Below are 19591 nucleotides of genomic sequence, written 5' to 3'. Positions count from 1 at the left end.
TTACTACAATTTACTTACAACCGCAAGAAAAAAATGACTTTCACGTTGAACTTTTAATTATTTTAGATAAAAAACGATGATTTATTTTTATGCTTTACGGTGTAGAATTAGCAACTTGCAACAACTTTCCATTATAAAAATTTTGGCCCGTTAACGCAAAGTTAAAAACATATTCAGCCATTTCTAATGCGTTAATTGGTGCCTGATATCCAGGAAATGCTTCTTGTAACATTTCAGTTTGTACGGCACCTAAAGCCAACACGTTAAAACTAGGCCCGGTTTCTTTATATTCTTCGGCTAATAATTCGGTTAAAGTAATAACAGCTCCTTTACTAGAACTATATGCAGCTAAACCCGGAAATTTCATACTACCTTGTACACCACCCATAGAGCTAATAGTTACTACATGCCCATTTTCACCCATAAAAGGCAAGCATTTTCGGGTCATTTCAGATACTCCAAAAACATTGGTTTTATACACCCTTTCAAAATCGGCTATAGTAGTATCAGCAAAAGGCTTGTTTAGTAACATGCCTGCATTATTTATTAATACATCAACTTTTTTAAATTTTAAATCTAAAAACGTTTCAACGCGTTTATAATCTAACGGATTACTTAAATCAAACGGAAATGTTGTAACGTTTTCATAAGCCAATTGAAACACCGGTTTTTCATTTCTAGATAAAGCTAAAACTCTATGTCCTGCTTTAGCAAATAGTTTTACAAGTTCAAAACCAATACCTCTACTAGTTCCTGTTATAATTATATTTTTACTCATTTTTTATTTTAATTTCTTTTGAAACTGAATTAGTTATGCCCTCAATTACTGGAATAAAACTATTTACAAAATGCGTCATATGTTTAAAATCCATTTTATCTGCTTCATCATCAACATGATGATAATATTCAAAATTTGTAAAATCGAATGTTGAAATAGCATGAGCAGGTACACCAAATACTTTATGAAACGGATAATTATCTGAACGTTTATACAAACCAAATTGTTTTGCCTTTTGAAAATAACCTACAACCTCTTTACCAGCATATTCATTTAATTTTTCTGGCATGTTTGATTTACTGTACCCTGTAATATACGACATGACTTGATTTTTAGCTCTTGGCACACCAATCATTTCAAAATTAATCATGGTGTACAAGTTTAAATTAGCCGCTTTAAGTCTTTCTGCTAAATGCTCTGAGCCTTTTAAGCCCATTTCTTCTGCACTGAATAGTGTAAATAAAATGCTACGCTTATTGTTTTTTGTTGCTGCAAAATATTTTGCCCATTCCATAACTGCAACTGTTCCTGAGGCATCATCATTTGCTCCGTTAGCAATAACATCACCATTAACCTCTTTAGCTTTTCCTATATGATCATAATGCGCCCCAAGAATTATAAATTCATTTTTAAGCGTATCATCATTTCCTTCAACATAACCAACCACATTATAACCAACAATATCTTTAAGGTTAAAACTATCACGATACGTTTCAAAATAAGGCTTTACGTTATGCTTTTTAAAAAAATCTTCTATAAAAACAGCTGCTTTTTCAATACCAAGAGTTCCTGTATTTCTACCTTCTAAAGCATCAGAAGCTAAAAATTCTAAATTTGATTTTATACTAACCTCTTCTATTATAGTGCTTAAATTTACAACATCATTTTGTGCTATTTCATTTTTGTTATTATTGTGAATAACGCCAGTTTTGGTAGTTGTTTCTGTAGTTTTACAAGTTGTAAAAAAAATAGTAACAGCTAAAAAAAATACTTTGTACATATATATTATTGCTTAAAAACTAAAGATAAAAAAACCTGTTTCATTAGAAACAGGTTTAACATTATATTATTATGAGTGTTTTGAAACACACTACATTGTAAAGAAATGCGTTTCAAAACAATATTACACTAACATAGTTACTGGGTTTTCAATATACCCTTTTAATGTTTGAAGGAATTGTGCTCCAGTGGCACCATCAACCGTTCTGTGATCACAAGCTAAGGTTAATTTCATTGTGTTACCAACTACTATTTGCCCTTCTTTCACTACTGGTTTTTGAACAATAGCACCTACAGATAAAATTGCTGAGTTAGGTTGGTTAATAATTGATGTAAAATAATCTATACCAAACATACCTAAGTTAGAAACTGTAAATGTACTACCAGACATTTCATCGGGCGTTAATTTTTTATTTCTTGCTTTACCTGCTAATTCTTTAACCTCAGCACCTATTTGCGGTAAACTTTGTTCATTAGCAAAACGTACTACAGGCACTACTAAACCGTCTGGAACAGCTACAGCTACACCTATGTGTACGTGATTGTTTAAACGCATTTTATCATCAAACCACTGCGAGTTTACTTGCGGATGAGCTTTTAAAGCCAATGCACATGCTTTAACTACCATATCATTAAATGATATTTTTGTATCTGGAATAGAGTTAAACTGCTTACGGAAGGCTATGGCGTTATCCATATCAAACTCAACTGCTAAGTAATAATGTGGTGCAGAGAATTTAGATTTTGTTAAAGATTTAGCAATGGCTTTACGCATTTGTGAGTTTGGCACATCTTCAAAATCTTCTTGACCCGTTGGTATATATTTACCAACAGCACCAGCGCCAGAACCTGGCACGAAGTTTTCTATATCAAATTTTACTATACGACCACCTTCACCAGTACCTGTAACATGTGAAAGATTAATATTTCTTTCTTCAGCCATTTTTTTAGCTAATGGCGAAACAAATATACGCTCATCAGTTTTTGCAGGCTTTTGTGGTTTACTTTCTTTTTTAGGTTGGGTTGCTTTTGGAGCTTCAGTTTTTGCTGGAGTAGCTGTTTTTGGAGCTTCTTCTTTTGGTGCTTCAGTAGTAGCTTTATAGTTTTTAGCTATTTCTGAAACATCAGTTCCTGCAGGCCCAATAATGGCTAAAAGTTCATCTACTTTAGCAGATTCACCTTCTTGTAAGCCTATATGAAGTAATGTACCTGATTGAAAAGATTCAAACTCCATAGTAGCTTTATCTGTTTCAATTTCAGCTAAAATATCACCTTCATCAACGTTATCTCCTACCTTTTTTAACCAAGTTGCAACCGTACCTTCTTCCATGGTATCACTTAAACGTGGCATTGAAACTACTACAACTCCTTCTGGTATTTCAACTTCTGCGGCTTCTTTTTTGGTTTCTGAAGTAGTTTCTTCAGATTCATTTTTAGCAGGCGTTTCTTCTTTAGCTTCAGCTGATGCTTCACCATTTAAAAGACCTGAAATATCTTCACCTTCATCACCAATAATAGCTAAAAGCGAATCTACTTTAGCAGTTTCACCCTCTTGAATTCCAATGTGAAGTAATGTACCTTCGTTAAAAGATTCAAACTCCATAGTGGCTTTATCTGTTTCAATTTCAGCTAATATATCGCCTTCTTCAACTTTATCTCCTACTTTTTTTAACCAACTCGCAACGGTACCTTCTTCCATGGTATCGCTTAAACGAGGCATATTTACTACTATTGCCATTGTTTATATTTTGTGTTGTATAAATGGATAATCTTTTTGCTCATAAACTGCATCGTACATCACGTTCTTTTCGGGGAACGGTGATTCTTCTGCAAATTTCTCGCATTCTGATACTTTAGCTTTTACACGCTTATCTATTTCTTTAATTTCGTCTTCTGAAGCGTATTTCTTTTCAAGAATAATATCTTTAACCTGGGTAATTGGGTCTATTTTCTTGTATTCTTCAACCTCATCTTTAGTACGATAATGCTGAGCATCACTCATTGAATGCCCTCTATAACGATATGTTTTTAATTCTAAAAATGTTGGTCCGCCTCCTTTTCTTGCACGCTGAATAGCTTCATCAAAAGCTTCGGCAACTTTTACAGGATTCATCCCATCAACTGGTCCGCAAGGCATTTCATAACCTAAACCAAGTTTCCAGATATCATCGTGATTTGCAGTACGTTCAACTGATGTTCCCATAGCGTACCCGTTATTTTCACAAACAAATACTACTGGCAAATTCCATAACATAGCAAGGTTGAATGTTTCGTGTAGTGAGCCTTGTCTTGCAGCCCCATCACCAAAACAACAAAGTGTTACCGCATCTTTATCGTGGTATTTATCACCAAATGCAATACCTGCACCTAAAGGAATTTGGCCACCAACAATACCGTGCCCACCATAAAAACGGTGTTCTTTTGAAAAAATATGCATAGAACCACCTAACCCTTGTGAGGTACCAGTAGCTTTACCATATAACTCTGCCATAACGCGCTTTGGGTCTACGCCCATACCAATTGGCTGCACGTGATTACGGTAAGCGGTTATCATTTTATCTTTGGTTAAATCCATTGCGTGTAACGCGCCTGCTAGCACAGCTTCTTGCCCGTTGTACAAATGAAGAAATCCTCTAACTTTTTGTTGTATATAAACTGCTGCTAGTTTGTCTTCAAACTTTCTCCAGAACAGCATATCTTCATACCATTTTAGGTATGTTTCTTTAGTGATTTTTTGCATCGACTAATTTTAGGTTTTACTAAGGTGACTACAAAAGTAACACTTTGTGTTTTATTGCAAAAACCTAATTATGATAAAGTAGAAAAAAATATTAAAAAAACGGTTGCAAACTATCTGCAATGCTTATTTTTTACTTTTTTAAGTATAATAATGTAGTATTTAAAATTATAAGCGTAATTAATACGTATTTAGCACCAATAGTTATAGCACAGCCTTATCAAAAACTAAAGGCAGTAAGTTTTGTAATGAATTTGATTTCACTACTTTACCTTCTTCACCCATAAAATAAATTTCTATTGGTGTTTCTTGCTTAATTTCATATTCTGCAATGGTTTGCCTGCATGCTCCGCAAGGTGGTATTGGCGCTGTGGTAGTTTTGTTTTTTGAACCTGCAATTATTGCCATTTTAAGCACTTTAGCATTGGGATATTGGGCGCCCGCATAGTATATGGCTGTTCGTTCTGCACACAAACCTGAGGGATACGAGGCGTTTTCTTGGTTACTGCCTGTAATTACTTTACCGCTATCTAAAAGTAATGCTGTACCTACCAAAAATTCTGAATATGGGGCGTAGGCTTTTTTTCTTGCCTCGGCGGCTTTTCCCATAAGTTCAACCACATCTTTTGGTAATGCGTTTAAATTTTCAAAAACATATATTTTGGTAGCTATGTTTACTTCTTTCATAATTGTTACAGACAAAAAAACTATTGCTTTATGCAATAGTTTTTTATTTATTGATTGTTAAAAATACTACTAATATTCTTGGTATGCGCCTTCTCCTAAGTTAAATGTTAGTGAAAAACGCAGTGTGTTTTCTAAAGGACTTTGAATTTTTGATGCTGAAAATAAATACGATAAATCTATATTTACAACATTTGCCTTGAAGCCTGCGCCTAATGCTAAAAACTTTCTTGCTCCTTTTTCTTCTGCTTCGTTAAAATAACCTGCTCTAAAAGCAAATGAATCTTGGTATACATACTCTGCACCTAAAGCCCAAGTAAACTCTTTTAGCTCTTCGCTAAAACCGCCTGGTGCATCACCAAATGATTGAAACATACCTGATAAGAAACTTACATCAGGATCTTGACCTTCAACTATAACTACTTCTTCTTCGCCTCTATCAAATTCACCATCGTCATCAGCGTCAACAAAACCATATCTTGGTGGTGTTGGCACTAATAATTTAGTTACTTCGGCAGTTACTGCTACTTTATTATAGTCATCAAAAATAAAATCGAAACCACCTCCTAAACGTAAATTTGTGGGCTGAAAGTTTTCAATTCCACCATCATCATATTTGTATTTTGGACCTATATTTTGAATGGCAAAACCACCTCGCCAACGCCCATTAAAATCGGCATAAGCTTCTTCTTCACTTTGATAATATCCTGAAATATCAACACCAAAAGTACTTGCTGCAGATACATCTTGACCATCAACTTGCAAACGCAAATCTGAACGCAGGTAGCGCATTGCTACAGACATTGCGAATTGATCGCTTAATCTTAAAGCATATGAGGCATCTAATGATAATTCATTTGGTCTTTGAATTCTTGCCGGATCTTCTGGTCTATCAATAAACTCAATATCACCTAATGAAAAATAACGCAAACTAACACCAAAAGCGCTACGCTCATCTAAACGGTTAAAATAGGTTAAATTTCCTAAGAAAATATCATTTACAAGTTTACTTAAATATGGTGTATAACTTACACCAAAACCCGATTTAGTTTCAGAAAAGACATATTTTGAGGCATTCCATTGTTGTGAAAATGCATCAACTGATGTTGCCACACCCATATCTCCCATGGCTGCTGCTCTAGCATCTGGTGCAATTAATAGAAAAGGAACTCCTGTAGTTATAACGCGTGAATCATCTTCAAAAGGAATTACCGTGTTTTGCGCACTTACTTTAAAAACAAATGCTAATGTGGTTAATAGCAATAATGTATTCTTCATGAAATAGTATTTATTTAACAAATATAATTTTTTATTAGAGTATTACAAGTTTCTGTATTTTTTCAACTTTTTTGTTTAGTAGGTTAGATTGTACAGTTAGTTTATAAACGTAAACACCTTTTCCTATTTTATCACCAAAATCATCGCGCCCATCCCAAATTACATCTCTAGATAGTGAGCTTGTTATTTTTATACCGCCTGTTGTTTGCCCGTTTAAAGTTCTTACCAATTTACCAGACACTGTGAATATTTGTATAGAAACGTTTAAAGGAGCCGAACTATTGTGATTGAACCAAAATTCTGTATAATTTACAAACGGATTAGGGTAATTTAGTACGTTTTCTATTACTAATTCTTGATTTTCATTGTGAACAACAAATTGAATTTCGGCAATAGAAGAATTATTATAAACATCCCAAGCTTTTAGTGTTAGGGTGTGCAAACCAGGTTCTAAATCTCTAAACGGGAAACTAACAGTTCCTTTTTGGTAATCATCTACCTCGGTTTGATAATAATCATTTAAAACCACAGGGTTGGTTTCATCGCCATCAATTATAGCTACAATATCGTGCCCAATACCACTTGCTGTATTAATACCGTTGCTGTCTTCTAATTTTGCTAACAAGGTTGGCGACTCATTAGTTATACCGCCCGAAACAAAATTTTCGTCATTCATATATAAGGTAATAACAGGGCCAATATTATCTTCTGCTGCATTTTTATTAATACCTCCAATTTTAATTTGGTTTATGCTTGCCCCTGTTTGATCTTCTAAAAAGGCTTCGTTTTTAGCATAAAAACTTACTTTACCAAACCCAACAGGAATACCAATATCTTTTGGCACTACAAAATTAAACTCAAAATCTCCGTTGGTTACAGAGGCTTGCCCTCTAAAAATTATTTCGCCTAATGTTTCAAAATCTAATTTAACTACTTCGCCATTATTTCTTGTACCATCATTTGCTAATGTTTGCCTATTAATTGGTTTATCATAAATTGTTGTAGATAGTGTACCGTTGTAATTTGTTAATTTATTGCCAGAAATATCGGTAACCTCGCCCGTTAATTTCACTCTACCTAAAGCTTTTAAGGTATCGGTTGCGGTGGTGATATCTATATCGTTTAATTTTGTTAAGCGAATATTTGGCTTTGGTATTGAAAGCTTCATGGCTGGATCACCTATAAAAAAAATGAGTCTGCGTTGTATTTCGCTAGACATTACCTGGTCTGTTTTTGTTAGCCTTAAAGCTTCGGCCATTGACGGGTATTCATAATCTGAATACGCATCATCATCGTTATAAGAAAATAAATATTGCCCCAAAGTATTATTAAACCTAATGGCTGTTGGTACGTAAATTTGCCTTGTGGTAGTTATTAAACTAATAGCGCCAGCTTGTTTGTTCCAATACATTAATTCACCTGCGGTTTCTCTAAACGGATTATCAAATTTTGTAAATTCACAAGTAACAGTTACAAAACAGCTTAACTTGCAGAAATTGCGTAAGTTTTCAATATCTGTTTTTTGAAAAATACGCTCTTCGGCCAACCCATCTTCACCACCATGACCAAAATAATTTACAACTAATGCACCGTTATCTACAGCATTTACAAAAGCCGTATTAACTTGCGGATACCTATCTCCACCAGCCGATGATTCTTGTTGATATGCATCGGTATGAATTTTTACAGAATTTATAAATGTTTTTTCATTAGATACCAAATTACCTATCTCATCTGTGGTTTCTTGCAAAATACCTTCCCAATCTTTATCTACATCATCAGATACTAATACAAAATTATTGCGCCAAGTGCCAAAAGATTCTTTAGTGTAGTATGATGCTATTTTATCTACCATTTCTTTGGCCTGCTGCGGTGTTTTTGCTAAAATTCTTCCAACGGCAACATCAAGCTTATTACTGGTACTCATATTACCTTCGGTGTCATCCATCATGCCATAAAAATCGTCAGACACAAACGAATCTGTTAAACTAAAGCTATTGTATGAATACCATGACGGTACAATGTTAGTGTTGTTGTTGATTCTATCTTTATAATCAAAAGATGCATCACCTAGTAAACACAAATATTTAATTCTGTTTTCTGTTGTGCTTGCATTGTCATAAATATATTTTACTACATTTCTAATGGCGCCAACATCTTGATTTCCTGTGCTAAATTCTGCATAAATTTGCTCTAAGCTTAACACTTTTACATTCAAATTATATTGATTTCTGTTTATTTCAGCCAATCGTTCTGCTTGAGACACCATATTGGTTGGCGCTACAATTAAATAATCAACATCTTTAAAATTACCATTGGCATCATTAAAAATATTGCCTTTTATGTTTTGATTTAAAACGGTAGTATTTCTATCATAATTTGGTATAAAATAGTCTTTTGAAGTTACTGCAACATAGGTTTTAGCTTCGCCTAAATTAGCTTTAAAACTTAAAGTGTTGCTTACTTCTTCAGGAATAAAATTGGTTACATTATAAATATTGGTTACATCCCATATTTCAGAAATATCAGAAGCATTACTAATATTATATTGCCCCACGCCTGAAGCAGTTATAGTATTTTTATTGGCAAATTGAAATTGCTTACCACTAAAATTAAGGTTTCTTTCTGCTTCAACACTAACATAATCTATATATGCAACCGCACTTGGGTTACCTTGGTTGTTATAGGTAAGCGTTACTTCTATATTATCTGTGTTTACATTAACATTTCCTAAGTAGTTGCCTTGGGTAGCTAGCACCCTATTGGAGTTTGCTGGCATGTTTATATTTGCAATACTAGTGCCATTTACGTTCAATTCCATAGTTGAAACTACAGGCGAAACTGCTGCTAGGTATACTTTTAAACTAATAGGTTGTGAAGCAACTAAACCAGGCATATTAAACGTAACCGTTTTTGTGTTTTCAACATCAAACCTATCACCAAACCAACGCCTTCCTAAGAAAGCTAAGTTATACTCATCTTTTTCATAAAATTTATAATCATGATAGGTGCTTATTTGCTGATTTGCAACTGCTGTTGGTTGCGTAAAAGCACCAATACGCTTACCAAAACCTGAGCCTATATTTATATAATAATAGGTTTTGTTGGTATAACAATTAATGTTTGTATTGCTTTCTGCGTTAAACATTTTTGGGCCTTGAGCGTAAAACAAAACGTAATCGTTATTATCAAAAGTGCCATCTTCTTCGCCAACTACTTTAATGGCGTTTTCAACAACATCAAACGGGTAAGGTTCTGCGTTTACAAAAGGTATCATTCGGCCACCATTACCATAAATCTTAATAGTTCTAGGATCAATAGTATTTACGCTAACGCCTAATTTTTGCAAAAAACTTTTTGATAGCTTAAAAACACCTGTGGTATCAACATAAAATTTATACCAACTACCTGTGCTTAAAACTGAATTTGTTATTGCTTTAGATGTTTTAAACTGATTATTCTTTTGTAACACTTTTAACGTTCTTCCTGTGGTGTAACTAATATTGAAACTAGTTACTTTTTTAAAAGTACCATTAGCACCTTTAATAATAGGTGATATTTGAAAAAACGCATAGCGCTTATTTCTACTAACTGAATTTTTTAAACTGAATTTTAAATTAGATGGTATTGTCTCAATATCAACATCAAACAAGTCCTTTTTTGAAAGAGAAACATAAGATACATTTGTTACTTTAACTGATGTTTCATTAACCGGTGTTGTTACAGGCCATTGTGCATTAAACTTTAAACCATCTTGAAAGCTAAACGTTAAATGATCTTTATTAAACGATGGAATTTTAAACGAAAAACTACCTGTTGTAATGGTTTTAGGCGCTTCCCAATTTATTGTAAACTGTTTTTGTTGCGCATGTGAAAATGCTGCAAGAACTAAAAAAATTAATGCTACTTTCTTTTTCATTCGTTTAAATAACGCTTTACAAAGCGCCATAGTATTTAAAAACAACAATTTTAAATAATATAAACAAAAATACAATAATAAATTGGTTAAATAGGCGTTATTACAACACAAAACGATGGTTCAAAACATTAAAAACATCGATAAAAAGCATTAAAAAAAGGGTGAAATACACAATTTTTTGGACAAAATGCAAAAAATAGCTTGCGTTATTAGGTTAAATTCTTATATTGCAGCACCAAAAATATAATTAGCTTACTTAAACTTATGTATATGAAAAAAGTAGTAGCATTCAAGATTTTATTAGTTATAGCCCTTGTAACGGTTACAACTAGTTGTAAAAAATCTTCTAGTTCTAAAAACACTTCTAGAGCTACCGGATGGCAAATTAACTCCAGAGAAGGAGGCTTTCAGTACAACACAGACTTTAAAGAACAAGAAACTGCCCCAGGTTTGGTGTTTATTGAAGGTGGTACTTTTACAAAAGGCCGCGTACAAGACGATGTAATGCATGATTGGAACAATAGCCCAACACAACAACACGTGCAATCATTCTATATGGATGAAACCGAGGTTACCAATGCCATGTATATGGAATATTTAGATTGGATTAAAAGAGTTTACCCACCATCTGAAGATAATTTTAGAGCCATTTACAACGGCGCTTTACCAGACACACTTGTTTGGAGAAACCGTTTAGGTTACAATGAAGTAATGACAGAAAATTATTTACGCCACCCAGGTTATGGAGAGTATCCTGTTGTTGGTGTTAGTTGGATTCAAGCTGTTGAATTTGCTAATTGGAGATCAGACCGTGTTAACGAATACTACCTAGAAAGAGCTGGTTATTTAAAACGTGATGCTAAAATAACAGATGTTGATGCCGAAACTACTTTTAATACAGATACATATATAAACGCACCAACTCAAACTTACGGTGGCAACGAAGAAATTATAAACGGAGACGGCAGAAATAAAAGAAACGCCCAAACCGATGCCGATGGTAACGAAACCAATATTTACGCAACCAGAGAAACCGGTATTATTTCTCCTAAATATAGACTACCAACTGAAACCGAGTGGGAATACGCCGCTTTAGGTTTAAGTGAATTAAGAAATTACAACTTATACCGTGGTAGAAAAAAATACCCATGGGATGGCCAATATACACGTAACGGAAGTAGAAAATACCGTGGTGATCAATTAGCAAACTTTAAACAAGGTAAAGGTGATTACGGCGGAATTGCAGGATGGTCTGACGATGGTGCCGATATTACAAACGCTGTAAAATCATACGCTCCAAATGATTTTGGTTTATATGACATGGCAGGTAACGTTGCTGAATGGGTTGCCGATGTTTACAGACCTATTGTTGATGATGATTTTAACGATTTTAACTATTACCGCGGAAACGTTTATACCAAAAACGCTATAAATGATGATGGTAGTGTAAAAGTTGTAACTGTTGATGACATTAAATACGACACGTTACCTAACGGAAAAGTTATAGCAAGAAACTTACCTGGTGAAATTGTACAAGTTCCTATTGATGAAAACGAAACATACCTACGTACAAACTTTGACAGAAGTAACGAAATAAACTTTAGAGACGGTGATAAACGATCTTCTAGATATTTTGAAAGCTTTAATGATGAAGATGAAGAAGGCGAAGACACCAAAGCTGAAACTAGGTTAATGTACAACTCACCTAAACACTCTGTAACCAGAGATGAAGATGGAAACATTATTAGAGAATACGACAAAGACAACAACAGAACTTCTTTAATTAATGATAATGTTAGAGTTTACAAAGGTGGCTCATGGAAAGACAGAGAATATTGGTTAGACCCTGCTCAAAGACGTTATTTCCCTGAAGATATGGCTACAGATTATATTGGTTTCAGATGCGCTATGTCTCGTGTAGGTTCTAAATCTAAAAGTAAATCTAAAAGTAAAAACTAAATAATAGTTTTTTAAAACATAAATTGAAAAGTCCTAACCAAAAGTTAGGACTTTTTTTAATACTTTTATTTTATTAAAACTTAACAAACCATTGGATACAAAACAGCTTCACGCCCTTTTTTTAGAATGCTCAAAAGCAAATACTGACAGCAGAAACATTGAAAGTAATTCCCTTTTTTTCGCCCTTAAAGGCGATAATTTTAACGGCAACAAATATGCTGAACAAGCCATAGAAAAAGGCGCAAAATATGCCATTGTTGACGAGGTTGAATACGCTACAAAACCCAACATATTTCTGGTAGGTAATGTACTTGAAAGTCTGCAAAAACTAGCATCATTTCACAGGTCATATTTAAACTTACCTATTATTGCCCTTACGGGCAGCAACGGCAAAACAACTACTAAAGAATTAATAAACGCCGTACTATCTCAAAAATACAAAACAATAGCAACCGTGGGCAACCTAAACAATCATATTGGTGTACCACTTACATTACTTTCAATGAACAAAACCACTGAAATTGGCATTGTTGAAATGGGTGCAAACCACCAAAAAGAAATAGCTTTTTTATGTGAAATTGCAAAACCAGACTATGGATACATAACAAATTTTGGAAAAGCACATTTAGAAGGTTTTGGCGGTGTTGAAGGCGTTATAAAAGGTAAAAGTGAAATGTATGATTATCTCATTGCTAATAAGAAAATTATTTTTGTAAATACTGAAGACCCTATTCAAATACAAAAAACACGTAATGCTAACATATTTACCTTTGGTAGCATAACGTCAAATGTAAATACTACATTTATTGATGCCCAACCTTATGTAAAAGTTAAACACAATAACACAACCATACAAAGTAATTTAATTGGTGATTATAATTACAATAATATTGCAGCTGCAATAGCTATAGGCAGCTATTTTAAAGTAGATGAAAGTGCTATAAAAAATGCTATAGAAAGCTACTACCCTACTAATAATCGTTCGCAAATTATACATAAAGAAAATATTAAAATAATTTTAGATGCTTACAATGCCAACCCTACAAGCATGCAGGCTGCTTTAGAAAATTTTGAAAAGCAAGATGGTTATAAAATAGCTATTTTAGGTGACATGTTCGAATTAGGCACTGAAGCCAAAAAAGAACACCAAAACATTGCTAAATTAGCTATTTCTTTACCAATAGACACCGTTATATTTGTTGGTGAAAATTTCTTTAAAACAGAAATTGAAAACCCTAAAGCATCATTCTTTAAAACTTTTCAAGATTTTGAAAGCAAATTTTCAATTAATAATAAACTAAACACAACACTTTTAATAAAAGGTTCTCGAGGTATGGCCTTAGAGCGTACTTTAAATTTAATATAAACAAAAAGTGTTGCTTCTAATTAAAACAATAATTATTACAACACTTTTCTTTTCTTCTCCCTAAGAAACTAATTAATAGCAATGTAAAATTGTAAAAACTAACTAAATAAAGCAATACTCAATTTGAGTATATTTTAGTTAAATTATAATTTTATTAGACTTAACTAGTGCAATTAACTCACCTGTTGAGGATAGTTTTAATTTTTTTAATATGTTTCTTCGGTGCGTATCAACCGTATGAGAACTAATATTTAATTTAGCTGAAATTTCTTTACTGGTTTTACTTAAAACCAACAAACGTATAACATCACGTTCTCTGTTACTAATACTGTCATTTAACAATTTTTGAGAAAAGTTATTAAAATATTTAGTCTCATACTCATTATTACTGTTTAATAACTTTGCCGTAGCTGTTATATCCATTTTAATAGACGAAGTCTCTAAAACAGTATAATGCGCCAAACCTATAATGGGTTTTAAATGAGAATCTAGCTCTAAAGGCGTTGTATTTTGAATTACATTTACATACTGGTTATTCCTATTTTTTAACCTATAGTTCCAGGTGTAATTCATTTTTTTTCTATCAGTTTCATCAATAGAATCTAATGTAAAAACCATTAAATCGTTTAATGCTGCTAGCCAAGGCTCTAAATCATCTGGATGAATTCGGCTCCAAAAATATTTCATTCCGCCTTTGTAAAACTCCTCTTTATCAAAACCTAAACAAGCTTTCATATTTTTACTTATATAACCAAAGGACAGGTCTTGCGTATTAGTCAAACAAAAAAACGTAGAACTGTATGGCCAATATTCATCAAGTTCAATAATTTTATTTATATGTTTTTCTAACGACGGATTATCATAAGAAGAGAAAATATCTTTGTAGGTATGTTTTACATCCTTTATAATCATTTTGAAATAATAGCTTTCTTAAATTTAAGAAAAAAAGATAATTTTAACAAGTTGTTTATTATTTCGAAAAATTATTAGAATAAAAAAAGGCTTCCATTTCTGGAAGCCTTTGTGGGCGCGAAGGGATTCGAACCCCTGACCCCTTGGGTGTAAACCAAGTGCTCTGAACCAACTGAGCTACGCGCCCTTATGTTTTAACAATCATTGTTCCTGATTGCGGATGCAAATATAACCTAGTTTTTCGTTCTGCAAAAACTTTTTTAAAGAAATTTTAAATTATTTCTGCTACAACAAAAGTACTGCCTCCAATAAAAATAAAATCTGAAGATTTAGCTTGAGACAACGCCATTTTATAAGCTTCATTTACAGAAACATAGGATTCACCCAATAAATTATGCTCTTTAAAAACGCTTTGCAAATCTTTTGCTGGTAAGCCCCTAGAAATTTCTGGCTTACAAAAATAATAAGTTGCTTTTTTAGGCAACAATGTTACTATTGATGATAAATCTTTATCATTAACTACTCCAAAAACAATATGCAAGTTATCAAACAATTCATTTTTTAACTGTTGCATTACAAGTTGCAAACCTTCTTTATTATGCCCCGTATCACATACAACCTTTGGTGTTTGGTTTATAACCTGCCACCTTCCTAAAAGCCCTGTGTTTTTCACGACACTTAACAGACCATCTTTTATATGTTTATTAGATATTTTAAAACCACGCACTTTTAACTCATTAATAGCTTGTAATGCTGTTTTAATGTTTTTTGATTGATAAACACCTTTTAAGTCGCTAACCAAATCTGTTTTAATTACAGCATCAGCAAAAGTAATTTTTGCATTATTATTCTTTGCTAAAGCTTTGAAAACTGGAACTGTTTCTTTTTGAGTTTCACCAATAACAACCGGAATATTAGGTTTTATTATACCGCCTTTTTCTGCTGCTATGGCTTCTAAAGTATTGCCTAAAAACTTTGTATGATCTAAACCTATATTTGTAATTACTGATACTTCGGGAGTTATAACGTTTGTAGAATCTAGCCTGCCGCCCAAACCAACTTCAATAACAGCAATATCAACTTTTTGTTTTGCAAAAAATTCAAAAGCCATACCAACTGTCATTTCAAAAAACGACAATTTATTAATTTCAAAAAAAGCCTTATTTCGTTTTATAAAACCAATTACAAATTGTTTACTAACTACTTTGCCGTTTATTTTAATACGCTCTCTAAAATCTTTTAAATGAGGCGATGTGTACAAGCCCACTTTATAACCCGCCTCTTGTAAAACTGATGCCAACATATGGCTTGTAGAACCTTTACCATTAGTACCGGCTACATGAATAGTTTTAATTTTTTTATGCGGATGTTTTAAATGATTTACCAGTAGATGTGTGTTACTTAAATCTGCTTTATAAGCCGAATCTCCTTGTTTTTGGTACATTGGAAGTTGCGCAAACATCCAATTAAGCGTTTCTTGATACGTCATAAATTAATTACCTACATCAAAATTGATACTAACAAAACCTATTTGTTTTGCTGGCGCTTTTGAATCGGCTGGCCATTTATGTGATAATGCTATTTTTTTTGCTGGATCTAGCAAACATTTTGCTGTATTTGTAGTGCCTTTTACACCCGGAACGGCTTCAATAACGTTACCATTACGATTTACAATTATTTTTACTACTACAAGGCCAAACTCATTGCATTCTTGTTTATAAATAGACTTTGTTGGCCTACCTCTACCGCCTAAACCATAACCAACACCACCTTTACCAGGTCCTGCCCCACCAAAATAACTTGGTGCGTACGGGTTACCATCTAACTGGCCTTTATCGCCCGCTTTATCATCATTTCCTTCACTACCAGTTTCTGTACCTTTAGATTTGCTTACACCACCAATTAAGGCATCTAACTTTTTCTTTTTCTCTTCTTGCTCTCTTTTTTCTTTGGCTATACGTTCAGCTTCAGCTTTTGCTTTTGCCTCTGCAATGGCTTTTGCCTTAGCTTCAGCTGCTTTTTGCTTTTTAATAGCTATAGATTCAGCATTCTCTTGGGTAATAACTTCTTCTTTTACTTCGGAAGCTTTTGCTGGTTGTGGTTGAGAAACGTCAGGTTGCGGAGGTTTGTTTACTTCATTGGGCTCTGATTTAACAGGCGCTTTGGGTTGCACATTGCCTTTTCCAAAATTTGTTGTTCCAAAGTTAACAGCAACGCCATACTCTTCTGGTGGGTCTTGATATGGCGGACCTACCACAAACAAAAGCAATAGCACAATTACAGCAATTAATGCTGTAATTTTTGCTGAATCTTTTTCATGCTTTGTTTTAAAGTATTTCATTTAAATATTAATTAGGCCTAACGGCTAATATTACTTTAAATTTATTGCGATTAGCTATATCCATAACTTTAACCACGTTTTCAACAGGTACTGATTTTTCGGCTCTTAAAACAATGGTTGGCTTATCAACTTTTGAAAGTGCCGATAGCAATTCATTCTCTAAAACACTTTCGCCTACACGTTTTTGGTCTATGTAGTAGGTTAAGTCTTTTTTTATACTTACTGCTACAGACTTTTTATTTTCGGTTTTACCACTTGCTTTTGGCAATAAAATATCAATAGCGTTTGTGGTAACTAATGTTGAAGCTAACATGAAAAATATTAGAAGTAAGAACACAATATCTGTCATTGAAGACATATTGAATTCTGGTGTTACTCTATTTCTTCCTCTAAAATTCATATTAAGTTGGCTCGTTTAGGTGATCTAAAAACTCTAATGAATTAGCTTCCATTTGGTAAACCACCTTATCGGTTTTAACTACTAAATGGTTGTAAGCTATATAACCAACAATACCAACAATTAAACCAGCAACAGTGGTTGTCATGGCCGTATATAAACCATCGGCTAATAATTTAATATCTATTTGACCTCCAGAGTTTGCTATTTCAAAAATTGATAAAATCATACCAATTACTGTACCAAGAAACCCAATCATTGGTGCTGCTCCTGATATGGTTGCTAACACACTAACGTTTTTTTCTAGATTATAGATTTCTAATCTTCCTGCATTTTCAATAGCCGTGTTAATATCTGCCAAAGGCTTTCCTATTCTAGTGATTCCTTTAGCAATTAATCTTGAAACTGGAGAGTTTGCTTGTGCACATAACATTTGTGCCGAATCTATTTTACCATTACTAACATGGTCTTTAATTTGATTCATAAAATTAGCATCAATTTTTGAAGCTGCTTTTATGGCAAACAATCTTTCAAAATAAATGTAGGTTGCAACTATTAGCAATACAAAAAGTATGGCTATAATTATTTGTCCTGCTGCACCACCACTACTTATTAATTCAATAATAGAGAGTGTTTTTTCAACAGATTCACCATCAACTAATTCAGGTGTTTCTTGTGGGGTTTGTAACATCATAAAAAATATTTTTCACTTAACTAAAGTAACGAAAGTATTACAATAAAATTATACTAACACAAATTTTACCATTAAATAGCCTAAACCACCTAATACAATTGTATATGGTAATGCCATTTTAACCATTTTACCGTAAGATAAATTAATTAACGGTGCTAATGACGATGTTAAAAGGAATAAAAATGCTGCTTGACCATTGGGTGTTGCCACACTTGGTAAGTTTGTACCTGTGTTAATAGCAATAGCTAATTTTTCAAAATGTTCTCTATCTATTGTTCCACTTTCAAAGGCTGCTTGCACCTCACCAATATATACGGTTGCTACAAAAACGTTATCACTTATAGCAGATAAAAAACCATTTGCTATGTAAAACAACCCTGGTTGTGATGCTGGGTCTTGCTCTAAAGCCCAATGAATTATAGGACTAAATAAATGCTGATCATGAATCATAGCCACAATTACAAAAAACACTACTAGCAACCCTGTAAATGGAAGTGCCTCTTCAAAAGCATGCCCTAAGCTATGCTCATCAATAATACCCATAAAGGCTGTTTGTACAATAATTAAAGCTAAACCAATAAAACCTACTGGCGCAATATGTAATGCTAAACCTGCTATTAATAATATTGCTGAAACTGCTTGTACAATTAAACCATATTTTTCTTTATCTGAACGTTGCGCATCTTGTTCAACTGTATAGTTTTCAATAATATTTGCTACTACGGGTGGTAGTTTTTCACCAAAACCAAACCAGCCTGTGAGTTCTAAAATTACTGTAGTTATTAAGCCGGCAAATAACACAGGTATTGTTATTGGTGCCATTTGCAAAAAGAATTGAATAAAATCCCATCCTAAACGTTCTCCAATTAATAAGTTTTGTGGTTCTCCTACTAACGTACAAACACCTCCTAAAGCAGTACCTACAACACCGTGCATAATTAAACTGCGTAAAAAACTACGGAATTTCTCTAATGTTTCTCCGCTTAATTCTTTTCTATCTACAACGCCAGAATCATCATAATCTGTTGATTCACTTGAATGTATTTTATGATAAACGCCATAAAAACCTACAGCAACACTAATTAACACAGCAGTTACGGTTAAGGCATCTAAAAATGCTGATAATACAGCTGCTAAAAACACAAACAGTAATGACAGTATCATTTTAGATTTAATTTTAGTAAACACCTTACTAAAAATATACATTAATAGTGGTTTCATAAAATAAATACCAGCCACCATAAACACTAATAATAGTACCACCTCAAGGTTCTGATCTACTTCATGATACGCGTTATGAGGTGTAGTTAAGCCTAATGCTAAAGCCTCTATAGCCAATAACCCGCCAGATTGTAACGGATAACATTTTAATGCCATGGCAAGTGTAAAAATAAACTCGCCTATAAAAACCCATGACGTTACTGTTTTGCCTAAAGTGTAATATGAAATAATATTAAATATTAAAAAACTAATCATGGTTAGTTTAAACCACTTGGGGCTATTGCCTAAAAAATACTTTAACATAAA

Annotated in this window: 15 protein-coding genes and 1 tRNA gene; 2 read left to right on the top strand and 14 right to left on the bottom strand. The window is 33.3% G+C overall.

The features are described from left to right. Nucleotides 1-94 precede the first annotated feature (94 nt). From ACYX4H_RS08245 to porU, 7 genes are all read right to left on the bottom strand, one after another. The gene (locus tag ACYX4H_RS08245; protein ID WP_476235779.1) at nt 95-778 is read right to left on the bottom strand and encodes an SDR family NAD(P)-dependent oxidoreductase; all 684 of its coding nucleotides are present in this window, start codon (nt 776-778) and stop codon (nt 95-97) included. Continuing rightward, nucleotides 771-1778 (bottom strand): M28 family metallopeptidase, encoded by a 1008-nt coding sequence (locus ACYX4H_RS08240; RefSeq protein ID WP_476235778.1) that lies wholly within the window; start codon nt 1776-1778, stop codon nt 771-773. The genes ACYX4H_RS08245 and ACYX4H_RS08240 overlap by 8 nt, the downstream gene beginning before the upstream one ends. A 123-nt stretch (nt 1779-1901) precedes the next feature. After that, the gene (locus ACYX4H_RS08235) at nt 1902-3515 is read right to left on the bottom strand and encodes a pyruvate dehydrogenase complex dihydrolipoamide acetyltransferase (protein WP_476235777.1); all 1614 of its coding nucleotides are present in this window, start codon (nt 3513-3515) and stop codon (nt 1902-1904) included. A gap of 3 nt (nt 3516-3518) precedes the next feature. Continuing rightward, entirely contained in the window at nt 3519-4517 is a 999-nt protein-coding gene (gene pdhA, locus ACYX4H_RS08230; RefSeq protein WP_475294525.1) for a pyruvate dehydrogenase (acetyl-transferring) E1 component subunit alpha, read from the bottom strand. Between the two features lie 201 nt (nt 4518-4718). After that, nucleotides 4719-5201, bottom strand: a complete 483-nt coding sequence (gene cdd, locus ACYX4H_RS08225) for a cytidine deaminase (protein ID WP_476238643.1) — start codon at nt 5199-5201, stop codon at nt 4719-4721. Nucleotides 5202-5270: 69 nt separating this feature from the next. Further along, entirely contained in the window at nt 5271-6476 is a 1206-nt protein-coding gene (gene porV, locus ACYX4H_RS08220; protein WP_476235776.1) for a type IX secretion system outer membrane channel protein PorV, read from the bottom strand. A gap of 34 nt (nt 6477-6510) precedes the next feature. Continuing rightward, nucleotides 6511-10395, bottom strand: coding sequence for a type IX secretion system sortase PorU (porU, locus tag ACYX4H_RS08215; RefSeq protein WP_476235775.1), 3885 nt, complete (start codon nt 10393-10395; stop codon nt 6511-6513). 264 nt (nt 10396-10659) lie between these two features. Between porU and gldJ the strand changes: the two genes are divergently transcribed. Both gldJ and ACYX4H_RS08205 read left to right on the top strand, forming a co-directional pair. Further along, complete coding sequence (gene gldJ / locus ACYX4H_RS08210; RefSeq protein ID WP_475294529.1) at nt 10660-12354, top strand: gliding motility lipoprotein GldJ; 1695 nt, start codon at nt 10660-10662, stop codon at nt 12352-12354. Nucleotides 12355-12445: 91 nt separating this feature from the next. After that, complete coding sequence (locus tag ACYX4H_RS08205; protein WP_476235774.1) at nt 12446-13720, top strand: UDP-N-acetylmuramoyl-tripeptide--D-alanyl-D-alanine ligase; 1275 nt, start codon at nt 12446-12448, stop codon at nt 13718-13720. A gap of 138 nt (nt 13721-13858) precedes the next feature. On the opposite strand, the gene ACYX4H_RS08200 is transcribed toward ACYX4H_RS08205, so the two are convergent. The 7 genes from ACYX4H_RS08200 to nhaB form a co-directional block, all read right to left on the bottom strand. Further along, nucleotides 13859-14632 carry a LuxR C-terminal-related transcriptional regulator gene (locus ACYX4H_RS08200; RefSeq protein WP_476235773.1) on the bottom strand — a complete coding sequence of 258 codons (774 nt, stop codon included), beginning with the start codon at nt 14630-14632 and terminating at the stop codon, nt 13859-13861. Nucleotides 14633-14744: 112 nt separating this feature from the next. Continuing rightward, nucleotides 14745-14819: transfer RNA gene (locus ACYX4H_RS08195), tRNA-Val, on the bottom strand. 84 nt (nt 14820-14903) lie between these two features. Beyond that, nucleotides 14904-16121 carry a bifunctional folylpolyglutamate synthase/dihydrofolate synthase gene (locus tag ACYX4H_RS08190; RefSeq protein WP_476235772.1) on the bottom strand — a complete coding sequence of 406 codons (1218 nt, stop codon included), beginning with the start codon at nt 16119-16121 and terminating at the stop codon, nt 14904-14906. Between the two features lie 3 nt (nt 16122-16124). Continuing rightward, on the bottom strand, nt 16125-16973 hold the full coding sequence (locus ACYX4H_RS08185; protein ID WP_476235771.1) for an energy transducer TonB: 849 nt from the start codon (nt 16971-16973) through the stop codon (nt 16125-16127). A 7-nt stretch (nt 16974-16980) separates the two neighbouring features. Then, nucleotides 16981-17373 carry an ExbD/TolR family protein gene (locus tag ACYX4H_RS08180; RefSeq protein ID WP_147137684.1) on the bottom strand — a complete coding sequence of 131 codons (393 nt, stop codon included), beginning with the start codon at nt 17371-17373 and terminating at the stop codon, nt 16981-16983. Between the two features lies 1 nt (nt 17374). Beyond that, nucleotides 17375-18061 carry a MotA/TolQ/ExbB proton channel family protein gene (locus ACYX4H_RS08175; protein ID WP_475295236.1) on the bottom strand — a complete coding sequence of 229 codons (687 nt, stop codon included), beginning with the start codon at nt 18059-18061 and terminating at the stop codon, nt 17375-17377. 51 nt (nt 18062-18112) lie between these two features. After that, entirely contained in the window at nt 18113-19588 is a 1476-nt protein-coding gene (gene nhaB, locus ACYX4H_RS08170) for a sodium/proton antiporter NhaB (protein WP_476235770.1), read from the bottom strand. Nucleotides 19589-19591: the final 3 nt, after the last annotated feature.

Source organism: Seonamhaeicola sp. ABD4_340 (assembly GCF_056312135.1).
This window is presented reverse-complemented; position numbering and strand designations above follow the sequence as displayed.

Coding starts and splice junctions, on each gene's coding strand:
- porU (WP_476235775.1), bottom strand. CDS start 10,395: ATGAAAAAGAAAGTAGCATTAATTTTTTTAGTTCTTGCAGCATTTTCA.
- cdd (WP_476238643.1), bottom strand. CDS start 5,201: ATGAAAGAAGTAAACATAGCTACCAAAATATATGTTTTTGAAAATTTA.
- porV (WP_476235776.1), bottom strand. CDS start 6,476: ATGAAGAATACATTATTGCTATTAACCACATTAGCATTTGTTTTTAAA.
- pdhA (WP_475294525.1), bottom strand. CDS start 4,517: ATGCAAAAAATCACTAAAGAAACATACCTAAAATGGTATGAAGATATG.
- ACYX4H_RS08235 (WP_476235777.1), bottom strand. CDS start 3,515: ATGGCAATAGTAGTAAATATGCCTCGTTTAAGCGATACCATGGAAGAA.
- ACYX4H_RS08175 (WP_475295236.1), bottom strand. CDS start 18,061: ATGTTACAAACCCCACAAGAAACACCTGAATTAGTTGATGGTGAATCT.
- ACYX4H_RS08180 (WP_147137684.1), bottom strand. CDS start 17,373: ATGAATTTTAGAGGAAGAAATAGAGTAACACCAGAATTCAATATGTCT.
- ACYX4H_RS08200 (WP_476235773.1), bottom strand. CDS start 14,632: ATGATTATAAAGGATGTAAAACATACCTACAAAGATATTTTCTCTTCT.
- ACYX4H_RS08185 (WP_476235771.1), bottom strand. CDS start 16,973: ATGAAATACTTTAAAACAAAGCATGAAAAAGATTCAGCAAAAATTACA.
- ACYX4H_RS08240 (WP_476235778.1), bottom strand. CDS start 1,778: ATGTACAAAGTATTTTTTTTAGCTGTTACTATTTTTTTTACAACTTGT.
- gldJ (WP_475294529.1), top strand. CDS start 10,660: ATGTATATGAAAAAAGTAGTAGCATTCAAGATTTTATTAGTTATAGCC.
- nhaB (WP_476235770.1), bottom strand. CDS start 19,588: ATGTTAAAGTATTTTTTAGGCAATAGCCCCAAGTGGTTTAAACTAACC.
- ACYX4H_RS08190 (WP_476235772.1), bottom strand. CDS start 16,121: ATGACGTATCAAGAAACGCTTAATTGGATGTTTGCGCAACTTCCAATG.
- ACYX4H_RS08245 (WP_476235779.1), bottom strand. CDS start 778: ATGAGTAAAAATATAATTATAACAGGAACTAGTAGAGGTATTGGTTTT.